Origin of the sequence: Streptomyces sp. NPDC059443 (assembly GCF_042750105.1) — a bacterium.
In the GTDB taxonomy this organism is placed as follows: Bacteria; Actinomycetota; Actinomycetes; order Streptomycetales; family Streptomycetaceae; genus Streptomyces.
This window is the reverse complement of record NZ_JBHYVM010000015.1, coordinates 52875-64109: the sequence shown is the minus strand read 5'-3', so window position 1 is coordinate 64109 and position 11235 is coordinate 52875. Positions and strand designations below refer to the sequence as shown.

12 protein-coding genes and 7 tRNA genes are annotated in these 11235 nt (G+C 73.3%); 10 read left to right on the top strand and 9 right to left on the bottom strand.

The window, feature by feature from the left end; all coding sequences use genetic code 11:
• The first annotated feature begins 374 nt into the window (after positions 1 to 374).
• Positions 375 to 560, top strand: a complete 186-nt coding sequence (locus ACFXDJ_RS16865) for a hypothetical protein (protein ID WP_215034445.1) — start codon at positions 375 to 377, stop codon at positions 558 to 560.
• 274 nt (positions 561 to 834) lie between these two features.
• Here the strand turns inward: ACFXDJ_RS16865 and ACFXDJ_RS16860 are convergent.
• The 5 genes from ACFXDJ_RS16860 to ACFXDJ_RS16840 form a co-directional block, all read right to left on the bottom strand.
• Positions 835 to 909: transfer RNA gene (locus ACFXDJ_RS16860), tRNA-Val, on the bottom strand.
• A gap of 40 nt (positions 910 to 949) precedes the next feature.
• Positions 950 to 1021: transfer RNA gene (locus tag ACFXDJ_RS16855), tRNA-Val, on the bottom strand.
• A gap of 19 nt (positions 1022 to 1040) precedes the next feature.
• A tRNA-Val gene (locus ACFXDJ_RS16850) sits at positions 1041 to 1112 on the bottom strand.
• 1 nt (position 1113) lies between these two features.
• Positions 1114 to 1187: transfer RNA gene (locus ACFXDJ_RS16845), tRNA-Cys, on the bottom strand.
• A 46-nt stretch (positions 1188 to 1233) separates the two neighbouring features.
• Positions 1234 to 1306, bottom strand: a tRNA-Gly gene (locus tag ACFXDJ_RS16840).
• Between the two features lie 180 nt (positions 1307 to 1486).
• Between ACFXDJ_RS16840 and ACFXDJ_RS16835 the strand changes: the two genes are divergently transcribed.
• From ACFXDJ_RS16835 to ACFXDJ_RS16825, 3 genes are all read left to right on the top strand, one after another.
• On the top strand, positions 1487 to 2575 hold the full coding sequence (locus ACFXDJ_RS16835; RefSeq protein ID WP_384662486.1) for a chorismate-binding protein: 1089 nt from the start codon (positions 1487 to 1489) through the stop codon (positions 2573 to 2575).
• 47 nt (positions 2576 to 2622) lie between these two features.
• Positions 2623 to 3450 carry an aminotransferase class IV gene (locus ACFXDJ_RS16830; protein ID WP_384662489.1) on the top strand — a complete coding sequence of 276 codons (828 nt, stop codon included), beginning with the start codon at positions 2623 to 2625 and terminating at the stop codon, positions 3448 to 3450.
• A gap of 133 nt (positions 3451 to 3583) precedes the next feature.
• Positions 3584 to 4408 (top strand): GNAT family N-acetyltransferase, encoded by an 825-nt coding sequence (locus tag ACFXDJ_RS16825; RefSeq protein WP_384662491.1) that lies wholly within the window; start codon positions 3584 to 3586, stop codon positions 4406 to 4408.
• 13 nt (positions 4409 to 4421) lie between these two features.
• Here the strand turns inward: ACFXDJ_RS16825 and ACFXDJ_RS16820 are convergent, their stop codons facing one another.
• Positions 4422 to 4940: a DsbA family protein gene (locus tag ACFXDJ_RS16820; protein ID WP_384662494.1), complete on the bottom strand. Its 519-nt coding sequence runs from the start codon at positions 4938 to 4940 to the stop codon at positions 4422 to 4424.
• 205 nt (positions 4941 to 5145) lie between these two features.
• On the opposite strand from ACFXDJ_RS16820, the gene ACFXDJ_RS16815 reads away from it, so the two are divergent.
• Both ACFXDJ_RS16815 and ACFXDJ_RS16810 read left to right on the top strand, forming a co-directional pair.
• A complete protein-coding gene (locus ACFXDJ_RS16815) occupies positions 5146 to 5589 on the top strand; it encodes a hypothetical protein (RefSeq protein WP_384662497.1) in 444 nt (147 codons plus the stop codon).
• Between the two features lie 129 nt (positions 5590 to 5718).
• A complete protein-coding gene (locus ACFXDJ_RS16810) occupies positions 5719 to 5898 on the top strand; it encodes a hypothetical protein (RefSeq protein ID WP_384662500.1) in 180 nt (59 codons plus the stop codon).
• Here ACFXDJ_RS16810 and ACFXDJ_RS16805 read toward each other — a convergent pair.
• Both ACFXDJ_RS16805 and ACFXDJ_RS16800 read right to left on the bottom strand, forming a co-directional pair.
• Positions 5839 to 6453, bottom strand: a complete 615-nt coding sequence (locus ACFXDJ_RS16805; RefSeq protein WP_384849354.1) for a CGNR zinc finger domain-containing protein — start codon at positions 6451 to 6453, stop codon at positions 5839 to 5841. The two genes, ACFXDJ_RS16810 and ACFXDJ_RS16805, sit on opposite strands and share 60 nt — an antisense overlap.
• A gap of 230 nt (positions 6454 to 6683) precedes the next feature.
• Positions 6684 to 7097 (bottom strand): SsgA family sporulation/cell division regulator, encoded by a 414-nt coding sequence (locus ACFXDJ_RS16800; protein ID WP_030011909.1) that lies wholly within the window; start codon positions 7095 to 7097, stop codon positions 6684 to 6686.
• Positions 7098 to 7274: 177 nt separating this feature from the next.
• On the opposite strand from ACFXDJ_RS16800, the gene ACFXDJ_RS16795 reads away from it, so the two are divergent.
• The gene (locus ACFXDJ_RS16795; protein WP_384662505.1) at positions 7275 to 7730 is read left to right on the top strand and encodes a TIGR02611 family protein; all 456 of its coding nucleotides are present in this window, start codon (positions 7275 to 7277) and stop codon (positions 7728 to 7730) included.
• Between the two features lie 58 nt (positions 7731 to 7788).
• Positions 7789 to 7860 (top strand) — tRNA-Val (locus ACFXDJ_RS16790).
• Between the two features lie 93 nt (positions 7861 to 7953).
• Here the strand turns inward: ACFXDJ_RS16790 and ACFXDJ_RS16785 are convergent.
• Positions 7954 to 10353, bottom strand: coding sequence for an SCO7613 C-terminal domain-containing membrane protein (locus tag ACFXDJ_RS16785; protein ID WP_384849351.1), 2400 nt, complete (start codon positions 10351 to 10353; stop codon positions 7954 to 7956).
• A gap of 169 nt (positions 10354 to 10522) precedes the next feature.
• Here ACFXDJ_RS16785 and ACFXDJ_RS16780 point away from each other — a divergent pair, with 169 nt between their 5' ends.
• Positions 10523 to 11011, top strand: coding sequence for an SRPBCC family protein (locus ACFXDJ_RS16780; protein ID WP_384663912.1), 489 nt, complete (start codon positions 10523 to 10525; stop codon positions 11009 to 11011).
• Between the two features lie 38 nt (positions 11012 to 11049).
• Positions 11050 to 11121: transfer RNA gene (locus ACFXDJ_RS16775), tRNA-Val, on the top strand.
• Positions 11122 to 11235: the final 114 nt, after the last annotated feature.

The following is an 11235-nucleotide window of genomic DNA, read 5'->3' as shown; positions in this document are numbered from 1 at the left end:
GGGGCGGTCCGTTTGTGAGTGGGGGGGTGGGGGGGGGCCCGGGGGGGGGGGGGCGGGGGGGGGGGCCCCCCCCCGGCCGGGTGATCTTGGGAGTGCCTGGTCGGAGGCGGGGTGTGTGCGGGGAGTGACGGAAGTGAGCGAAGTCACCACCCTCTGGTCATCCCCTCCGGGAAGACCCTCAGAACGAGGGGCCGGCCTCCACCCAGGGGAGTACGCCGGAGGTGTACTCCTCATCCTCCTGGAGGCCCGGCAATGGGTACGAGGGCATGAGGCCAGGAACCGTTCCCGCGCCTAGTGTTGAAGACAAGCGGCGGGTGGAGCACTCGTCCCCCGAGGTCACAAACCCGCCGCTGCCAATCGACAGGGAGAGGACCATGGCGGACATCGCCCGGCAGGGACGCAAGGCATTCGCGTTCAACAGCCATGAGTCCGGCCGTCGCCATCCACTGGTGGCCGCGGCCATGGTGCTCCCCCTGGCCGCCCTCCTGCTCTTCCTCTTCGGAGGCTTCGACCAGGTGGCGGCGCAAGCGTCGTCCGTGAGCGTGATGCTGGGGCGCTGAGCGGCGCCCCGGGCCCAGGAGAGCGGCCTGGGCCGGGACTGTCACCGGCCGAACCCCGTGGGGACGGGGGAGTGGCCGACGGACGGCAGGTGAAGGGTGCTGCCCGTACGACTGGGGAGTCGGACGGGCAGCACCCTTTTTCATGCCCCCGGGCTTCATGCCCCCGGGCTTCATGCCCCCGGGGTCCGATCGCGCATACCACCGCATCGTGCATACGACCGCACCGCACGCGCGAAAGCCCCGGCCGTCGAAACGGCCGGGGCTTCCGGATAGCTGGTGCGCGATACTGGGATTGAACCAGTGACCTCTTCCGTGTCAGGGAAGCGCTCTCCCGCTGAGCTAATCGCGCGGGACCACGGTCTGAAACCGCAGGTGGTGCGTGTACTGCGTGCGCGATACTGGGATTGAACCAGTGACCTCTTCCGTGTCAGGGAAGCGCTCTCCCGCTGAGCTAATCGCGCGGGGATCCTTGCGGACCAGTGGACGATACTGGGATTGAACCAGTGACCTCTTCCGTGTCAGGGAAGCGCTCTCCCGCTGAGCTAATCGTCCTTGGAGGTGGAGACGGGATTTGAACCCGTGTAGACGGCTTTGCAGGCCGTTGCCTCGCCTCTCGGCCACTCCACCATGGAGCAAGAGCGGGGGTTCTCGGGAAGATGATCCCCCACCTCAGAGCGGACGACGAGACTCGAACTCGCGACATCCACCTTGGCAAGGTGGTGCTCTACCAACTGAGCTACGTCCGCAGGTCACCGTGTTCGCTCCGGGGTTTTCCCCCTTCGCTCCCTGGCGACGAGTTGAACTCTAGCGGATTCCCGGGCCAGCTCAAAAACGCGTTTCCGCAGCGTGCTGCCGCTCGATCACCGCCGGTCACCCGGCAGACGCCTCACCGGCGCCACCGCGTCACCGGTCATAGACTCGCAGCCGTGCACGACCTGCCTCCTCTCGCCCGCTTCGGCGGCCTTCTCGCGACCGATCTCCGAGATGTCACCCATGACCCCGCCGCCCTGGAGTCCACCGGCTTCTGGGCGGTCGCCGCCGACTTCGAGGGGCGGCTCGTCTGCGCGCGCTTCGGAGACATACGCCCCGACCCGGTGCCGGCGCCCGTCCCGGGGGCCTGGCTCGGCCCCGACGCCGACCAGTGGACCTCCTCGCTCGACCGCGCCGCGTACGTGGCGGGGGTGCGCCGCATCCGCGAGCACATCGAGGCCGGAGAGGTCTACCAGGCCAACCTCTGCCGCGTGATGTCCGCTCCGCTTCCCGAGCCGCCCGGCACGGCCGCCGGTTCCGGCGGCACGGCCGATGTCGACGCCCTGACCGCGCTGCTCGCCCGGGGCAACCCGGCCCCGTACGCAGGAACGATTCGCCTGCCGGCCCACGGCGTGGAGATCGCCACCGCGTCCCCCGAGCTCTACCTGCGCCGCACCGGCCGCCGCGTCGAGTCCGGCCCCATCAAGGGCACCGGCCGCACCGCCGCCGACCTGCTGCCCAAGGACCACGCCGAGAACGTGATGATCGTGGACCTCGTACGCAACGACCTCGGCCGGGTGTGCGCCACCGGGTCCGTCGCCGTCCCCGAGCTGTGCGCCCTCGAAGAGCACCCGGGCCTGGTCCACCTCGTCTCCACCGTCACCGGCGAACTCGCCGACGGCGCCGGCTGGCCCGAGCTGCTGGCCGCCACCTTCCCGCCCGGCTCGGTCACCGGCGCCCCCAAATCCTCCGCCCTGCGGATCATCGAGGCCCTGGAGACCGCCCCGCGCGGCCCCTACTGCGGCGGCATCGGCTGGGTGGACGCCGACCGGGGCACCGCCGAGCTCGCCGTGGGCATCCGGACCTTCTGGATCGACCGCGAGACCCCCGGCGGCCCCCGCCTCTGCTTCGGCACCGGCGCCGGGATCACCTGGGGCTCCGACCCCGACCGCGAGTGGGCCGAGACCGAGCTGAAGGCCGCCCGCCTGCTGCGGGTAGCGTCAGGGGAGATCGGGGCGCACGCGACCGAGACGAACGCCACCTAGACGAACGCCACCTAGGCGCACGTGAACGAAAGCGGGAGGACCGTACGGTGAGGATCTGGCTCGACGGAGCACTGCGGGACGCCGACGACGCGAAGGTGTCCGTGTTCGACCACGGCCTCACCGTCGGCGACGGGGTCTTCGAGACGCTCAAGACGGAGCGCGGCACGACCTTCGCCCTCACCCGCCACCTGGAGCGGCTGACCCGCTCGGCCCGGGGCCTGGGCCTGCCGGATCCCGACCTGGACGAGGTGCGCCGCGCCTGCGCGGCCGTACTGGAGGCCAACCCGATCCCGCTCGGCCGGCTGCGCGTCACCTACACCGGAGGCGTCTCCCCGCTCGGCTCCGACCGGGGTGAGGCCGGTCCCACGCTGATCGTCGCCCTGGCCGGGGCCACCCGCCGCCCGGACACCACCGCCGTCGTCACCGTGCCCTGGGTGCGCAACGAACGCTCCGCCGTGGTCGGCCTGAAGACCACCTCGTACGCCGAGAACGTGGTCGCGCTCGCCGCAGCCCACCGGGCCGGCGCCTCCGAGGCCCTCTTCGCCAATACGGTCGGGCGGCTCTGCGAGGGCACGGGCTCCAACGTGTTCGTCGTGCTCGACGGGGAACTGCACACCCCGCCCATCGCCTCCGGCTGCCTCGGCGGCATCACCCGCGCCCTCGTCACCGAGTGGTCCGGGGCCAAGGAGACCGACCTGCCCTTCGAGGCGCTGGAACAGGCCGAGGAGGTCTTCCTGACCTCCTCGCTGCGCGATGTCCAGGCCGTCGTACGGATCGACGGGCGCGAGCTCGGCTCCGCCCCCGGCCCCGTCACGGCCGAGGCCATGCGGATCTTCGACGCCCGCGCCGCCGAGGACGCCGACCCCCGGTCCTGATACGGAACCGGAACCGGAACCGGGTGCGGGGTCCGGCCTCCGCCCCGGGTCCGGCCCCCGGGCGGGGCCGTTCCGGTCCAGGGTCGGGCAAACCCCCTGTCCTTCGGCCCCGGGGGCGAGTAGAACTCGACTGATGACCACCACCCTGCGGCCGAGCGGGCCGCTTCAGCAGAGCACCGGCGGCGCGCGCTCGCGCCCGTACGAGATCCGCGTCAACAGCAGGCGCGTCGGCGCCCTGCTGCTCGCCTCCGACACCCCCTTCGGCCCGACCGTCGCCGAGATCCGCGACCTCGTCGTCGAGGAACCCGACCGCAGGCGGGGCCGGGGCACGGTGGCCGCGCTCGCCGCCGAGGAAGTACTGCGCGGCTGGGGCTGCCGGCGCGTCCGCGTCTCGGTCCCGGCCGGCTCGGCGGGCGGCCTGCGGATGGCCGGCTCCCTCGGGTACGCCGAGTACAGCCGCAACATGGCCAAGGAGCTCCCGGCCGAGCCGCCGGCCCTGTCCGTCGGGGTCACCGGCCGTCCGATGACGGAGGCCGAGTTCGAGATCTGGCTCGCCCGGGCGATGGAGGAGTACGCGGGGGACTGGATCGGCCGCGGCATGCCGGAGGAGGCCGCGCGCGCGAAGTCGGCGGCCGACCACGCCGCCCAGCTGCCCCGGGGCCTGGACAGCCCGGGTGTCGTCTTCGCCGTGCTGGAGGCGGCCGGCGTCCCCGTCGGCAGCGTGTGGGTCTCGCCGAACGGCGAAGGCTCGTACGTCTTCGACGTGGTGGTCGCCGAGGAGCACCGGGGCCGCGGCTACGGCCGGGACCTGATGCTCCTCGCGGAACGCGAGGCCCTGGCCGCGGGCCACCGGGTGCTCGCGCTCCACGTCTTCACCGACAACGTCCCGGCCCTGCGGCTCTACGAGTCCCTCGGCTACCGGACGACCGACTTCAACTACGCCAAGGATCTGATCTAGTGCGGTGGCCGCGCTAGGGCTTGTCGTCGGCGTCGGCGTCGGCCGCGAGCAGCCGGTCGGCGATCTCCTCGATGCGGGCGCGCAGGCCCTCCTGGCTCTTGCCGCCGTCGAGGCGCTCGCCGCCGATCACGTACGTCGGGGTGCCGGTCACGCCGATCGCCTTGCCCTCGGCCTGGTCGGCGTCCACGATCAGGATGTGCCGGCCGTCGATCAGGGCGGTGTCGAACTCATCGGCGTCCAGGCCCAGTTCGCGTGCCACGTCGAGGAGCACGGACTCCCCGGCCTTGCCGAGTTCCGCGGTGCGGGCCAGTACGGCCTCCACGTAGGGCCAGCCCTGCCCCTGCTCGGCGGCCTCCTCAGCGGCCTGCGCGGCGGCGAAGGCGTGCTTGTGCTTCTCCAGCGGGAAGTGGCGCAGCCGGATGTCCAGGCGGTCGCCGTAGCGGGCCCGCAGGGCGCGTACGTCGTCCAGGGCGCTGTGGCAGTCCGGGCACTGAAGTTCGCACCAGACGTCGAGGATCACGGAATCGGTCATACGGACAGTCTCCCAGCCCGCGCCGACGGGCACGGACCGGGACCTCGGGAGGAGACGGGACCCGGAGATGTCCCGGATATCCGGCCTCTGGGGGCTCCGGCCGTGGCCAGGGCGGCCGTGGCCGGTGCAGGATGGATGGGGACAGAACGCCCGGCCCGCCCGGCCGGGCCCGACCGAGCGACCGCACCGATCCTGGAGGCCCCGCATGCTCGCCGAGACCATTTGCTCCGCGGTGTCCGCGGCGGGCCTGGGCATCGCCGCGCTGACCGCCTACCGCAAGCGATTCCTCGCGGCCACGCGGATCGCGGCGTACTCGCTGGTGCCCGTCGGCCTGGTGATGACGGGCGTCGTGCAGTGGCTGACCGGAATCGTCTTCAAGCCGACCGTCTGGGTCGGGTTCGGCGTGCTGGGGCTGGCCTGGCTGCTCTTCATGACCACCCGCGCAATAGAGCGGCGCGGGCTCGGTTCGGGGGAGGAGCCGCAGAAGCAGCCGAAGGCCGCCAAGGGCCGTCCGGCCCGGGAGGCCGTCGCCCCGGCCGCCTCCGCCCCCTCGCTGGGGAACGGTGCCCGCCCCCGGGAGACCCCGGCGGCCGCCCCCGGCGAGGACTTCTCCGACATCGAGGCGATCCTCAAGAAGCACGGCATATGACAGCGGCACCGGTCTCCGCAAGGATTCGGGCCGCGAACCACCTGATCTGACGGGATCCGGCGAACTCGGGAGTGGCGTTTGGCGTGTTGAGCGGCGTGCGCGGGTGCGCTGCGCCATCATCGCCCCGACATGCTCGACACATCGCAGGGTGAGCCGGCCGTTCCGGCGCCGGCCACCGCCACCGTTCCGGTCGCCGAGGAGCCGAGAGGCTGCCTCTTCGCGCTCTCCCAGCCGCCCTTGATGATCTTCCTAGGCGTGATCGGCGGTCTGCTGCTGCTCGCCGCCGTGCACGATCTCTTCCTGCTCTGAGCCCAGCTCCGACTTGCGCCGGGCCCGGTACGCCGCCACGTGCAGCCGGTTCCCGCAGGTGCGGCTGTCGCAGTAGCGGCGCGAGCGGTTGCGGGACAGGTCCACGAAGGCTCGCCGGCAGTCCGGGGCCTCGCAGCGGCGCAGCCGCTCCTGCTCGCCCGAGACCACGATGAACGCCAGCGCCATGCCGCCGTCGGCGGCCAGGTGGTCGCCCACCGAGGCGCCCGGCGCGAAGTAGTGCACGTGCCAGTCGTAGCCGTCGTGGTTGGTCAGCTGCGGAGTGGTGCCGGCCGTCGCGACGAGCTCGTTGATCAGTACCGAGGCCGCGCGCGAGCTGGGGGCCGCGAAGATCTGGGCGAACTTCCCGCGCACCGTCCGCACGCCCGCGAGGTCGCGGGCGCCGAGCTCGCCGACGTCGCTGATCGCGTACTCCCGGACGAACCCGCGCAGCGCGTTCACGTCCGCCAGCGCGTCGGGCTGGTCCGCCTCGGCCGAGGTGTTCACCAGCGCGACGACGACGTCGAGCGCGCGACGGGTGTCGTGGGGGATCTGCACGGGGTCTCCCTCAAGGGCCGGGCCTGCGGTGACGGTCTGCTGCCGCCGCTGGTGGCCGACTCTAGCGGGTCGTCCCGAAGCGCACCGGCGCCGTCCGCGCGGGTGGCTTCCGCGTGAACAGCGCCGGCACTTCCGTATGTGGTTGTCCGCCGCGCACCGTCGCCCCGAGTCGGACGGTGTCGTGCGGCTCCCGGCCGGGGCCGGGAGAGGGTTCCCTCTGTAGGCCTGGCTCAGGATTCGGCCAGGATGTGGGAGAGCTCCTTGTCGAGGTCGAAGTGCCGGTGTTCGGTCCCGGGTGGGACCGCGGCGTCCGTCCGCTTGAGGAACGATTCGAGTGCTCGCGCGGGTGCTTCGAGCAGTGCTTCTCCCTCCGGTGAGCTCAGGGCGATGCAGACGACTCCCTGACCGTGGCTACGGGACGGCCAGACGCGGACGTCGCCGGTACCGGTGGGCCGGTGAAGGCCCTCGGCGAGGAGGTCGCGGGCGAATACCCATTCGACCGTCTCCTCGGCGCCGGTGTGGAAGGTGGCGTGCACGGCGTAGGGATCGGCCGTGTCATACCGCAGGCCCGCGGGAACAGGCAGTGAGGACTCGCTCGACACAACGAGGCGCAGGTGCAGCTCGCAGCTGACCGTGGTGTTCATAAGCGCCAGGGCCTTTCGCTCAGTGTGCGCTCGGGGATTCGCACGTCGGCGAAATCGACATGCCACCTACGGTGCCGTTGTAAACCCCTCTGACCGTTTTGCGGACCTCTGGGTCCCTCGGACGGCGGATCCAAACGCCCATTCACGTGTGCTTCGCGCTCCGGTAGATTCGACCCCATGAACACGGGGAGTGACCGCGAGACCAACGAGTCCGCAACCGAGTCAGCCGAGTCAGCCGAGTCAGCCGCCAAGGCGGAAGCGCCGCACGTCTCCAAGGCGCCCGCCTTCATCAAGGCCCGGCGCGGGCTGCACCTGAGCTGGCAGGTCGGAGTCTTCGTCGTCGGCCTCGCCGTCATCGGCGCCGGCATCGCCATGCTCGTCCTGCCCGGCCCCGGCTGGGTCGCGATCTTCGCGGGCCTCGCGATCTGGGCCACCGAGTTCGCCTGGGCCCACCTCGTCCTGCGCTGGACCAAGCGCAAGGTCAGCGAGGCCGCGCAGAAGGCTCTGGACCCCCGGGTCCGCCGCCGCAACATCATCCTGACCAGCGTCGGCCTCGTCATCGCGGGCGCCCTGATCGGCTTCTACCTGTGGAAGTACGGGCTCGTCCTGCCCTGGAACCTCAAGGACCAGTGAGGTCTCCGGCCCGTGGCCGGGAGCACCGCTGACATGCGGTAATGTTTGCGGTGCGTCCGGGCGATTAGCTCAGTGGGAGAGCACTTCGTTCACACCGAAGGGGTCACTGGTTCGAACCCAGTATCGCCCACCCGGACCAGAGGCCCGGAGACTTTTACAGTCTCCGGGCCTCTGGCGTTTTCCCCCGTCCGGACCACCGCTCGCCCCCCTGCGGCCCCCGGCGTCACCTCAGCCGGCCGATCGCCCCCCGCAGCCGCCGGGCGTCCCGCAGCCGCTTCTCGTACGTGGCCCCCACCACCAGCAGCAGCACCCCGGCCAGGGCCGGCGGCAGCCAGCGCGGCAGCGCGTCCACGACCTGCACCACGTACGGGGTCAGCTCGTGCAGGGCCACCGCCACCAGCGTCGCCCCGCCCAGCAGCAGCGGGGCCCGGAGCCGGCGCCGCGCCCCGGCCAGGGTCACCGCGAGCGCGGCGGCGCCCAGCAGCAGCGGCCGCACCCAGTGCGGGTCGGCCCACACCGCGAGGGTGCTCGGCAGCAGGGTCGCCGCCAGGCCCGGCCCGTACGCCGTCCAGGAGGCGGCCAGTGGATCCCGGCGCCGCCGTACGAAGCCCACCGCCAGTGCCGCCGCCGTCACCGGCACCGTGTACGCCTCGGGCACCGTGACCCCCGAAGCCGCCAGCCGGACCCAGGTGGCCGCCAGGAACAGCGCCCCCGCCGCCCAGCCCGCCGACCGGCGCTCCGGCCGCACCGCCGCCCCCGCGCAGACCACCCCGGCAAGCGCCAGGACCAGCGCGAGCACCGGCGTGGCCGCCCGCTCCGCCCCGGCGGTCAGCAGCACCGCGAGGAGCCCCGCTCCGGCCGCCGTGGCCTCCGCCGGAGCCCTTGCGGGCCCCAGCCGCGGCCCGAGCGCCGCCACCGCCGCCGGAACCACCAGAACCAGCGGCCCCCACCACGCCACCGGGAGCTCCAGCAGCGCGCCCAGCGCCACCGCCAGCAGGGCCGCGTACCCGACGGCGAACGCCGCAGCCACTCGCCTGGCCCACACCGGGGCGGGCCCGTACGCCGCCCCCGCCGCCGAAGCCGCCCCCAGCAGCCCCAGCACCCCGAAGGTGGCCAGTCGGCCGTCCAGGGCCGCCAGGGACACGTTCAAGGCCCCCGCCGTCGCACAGGCCGCCGCCGCGATTCCGGGGCCGGAGCCGCCGGAGCCGCCGGAGGCGCCGGAGGCGACCGCCGGGGTCCGCAGCGCGAGAGCCCCCGCCGCCAGCGTCACCGCCAGCTGCGCCGCGAGGGCCGCGCCCGCCGGCAGGCCGGCCGCCACCGGGGCCGCGAACAGGCCCGCCCAGCCCAGGGCCACCGCCACCACGGCCGCCCCCGGCTTCAGGCGCTCCGGAACCACCCGCAGTAGTCCCCACGCGGCCGCCGCCGTCAGCAGCAGCGCCACCACCTGGGCCTCACCCGTCCCGTGCCCGGCCGCCTGGGGCGGGGTCGTCGGCGCCCACACCTCGTCCAGCACCCGCAGCCGGCCCACCAGCACGGTCACCACCCACGACGCACCCCACACCGCCGTCACCGCGGACACCCCCGCACCGGCCAGGGCTAGGCCGCGCCGGACCGGAGCAGGGAGCACGTGAACCCGTACCGCCCCCAGCAGGGCCAGCGCCACCGCCAGGTACGCCACCGGCGCCCAGGAGGACTCCAGCCCCGGAGCCGCCAGCCCGCCCGCCGCCGCCACCGCCGCGACCCCGGCCGCCACCGCGAACGCCGGGAGCCCCGCCGGACGCCAGGCCACCGCCACACCCAGCGCGCACACCGCCGCCAGCAGCGCCGCCGCGCCCAGCGGCAGGCCCCCCGACTCCGGCGCCACCGACTCGGCCAGCCCCGTCAGCAGCGCCGCCCCGCCCGCGACCGAGCCGGCGGCCGCGGCCCAGACCGACCAGCGCCCGGGACGGACCAGCGCGAGCGCCGCGTCCAAGGCCGCCGTCGCCAGCAACGCCCAGCCCAGGGCTATCCCGTTGCTGCCCGCCGCCAGCGCGGCCAGTGGCAACGGCAGCTGCGCCGTCAGCACCGCCGCGGGCAACGGGATCCGCAGCCCCGGCAACCCGAGCCCGTACCCGGCCCACACCGCCGCCAGCACCGCGGCCGCCCCCGCCGCGTAGGCGGTGCCGTCGGTGTCCGGCATCCCGACCGCGTACAGCGCGTACGCGTCGAGCACCGTCAGCAGCAGCCCGACCGCGCCCACCGCCTCCGCCGTCGAACGCAGCCCGCGGCGCAGCAGCGCCGCGGGGGCGCCCAGCGCCGCCGCCGTCACCACCGCGAGTACGGCGCTGCGCCCCGCGATGCCTAGGGATCCCCAACTGACCAGCGTGAACGCCAGCGCCGCCACGGCCAGCAGCACCGCGCCCAGGATCAGCAGCACGTTCTGCGCACCCGGGGCCGAGGCCTCCGGCCCGCCCTTCGCCGGCCCCGGCCCGGCGGGAGGCACCCGCACGCCCCAGGCCAAGGGGGCCTGCCCGCGCAGCAGCCACTCCCGACGGCTCAGCAGGTAGTGACGCCGGGCGTCGAGTTGGAACAGCTCGCGGTCGATGAGCACCAGCTCTTCGGCGGGCGGCAGGGGGTTCTCCATGTGCGGAGTGTCGCGCTCGCCGAGCCCCGCGCACATGGGTGCGCGTACTCAGCCTCGTGCTCAATCTCGTGCTCACCTCGTGCTCACCTCGTGCTCGGCCTCGCGCTCAACCCCGGGTGAGTTCCGCCGAGTAAGCGTGCGGCGTCCCGCCACGCGTCAGACTGGGTCCATGGACCGAAGCCGTGGCCGCAACGACCGCTGGACCCGCTACCGCTTCCGCAGCGTGTGGGACCTCGACGCCCCGCCGGCCCGCGTCTACGCCGCCCTCGAACGCCCCGAGGCCTACCCCCTGTGGTGGCCGCAGATACGCGAGGTCCTCCCCTCCGGCGACGAGCGCAGCGGCACCGCCCTCATCCGCTCCGCCCTCCCGTACACCCTGCGCGTGACCGCCGCCGAGCGCCTCCACGACCCCGCGAGCGGAATCCTGGAGGTGGCCCTGTGCGGGGACCTGGAGGGCTGGGCGCGCTGGACCGTCCGGCCGCGGGCCGGCGGCGCCGCCCGAGCCCTCTACGAGCAGGAGGTCGAAGTCCGCCGGCCCCTCATGCGCCGGCTCTCGTTCCCCGGGAGGCCCGTGTTCCGGCTCAACCACACCCTGATGATGCGGGCCGGGAGGCGCGGACTGGCCGCGCATCTGGCAGCCGGAGCCGAAGCGGTTTGAACCAGCCCCGAGCCTTCTGTATTGTTCAGTCCGTTCCCGGGCGATTAGCTCAGCGGGAGAGCACTTCGTTCACACCGAAGGGGTCACTGGTTCGATCCCAGTATCGCCCACCGGGACAGGGGGGGGGGGGGGGTGTTAGTAGGGCGCGGGCGCCGGAACACAGAGCGATAAGACAGTGAGAGGTAGACAGAAAAATAGAAAATAGCGACACCCAGGGCGGCAGC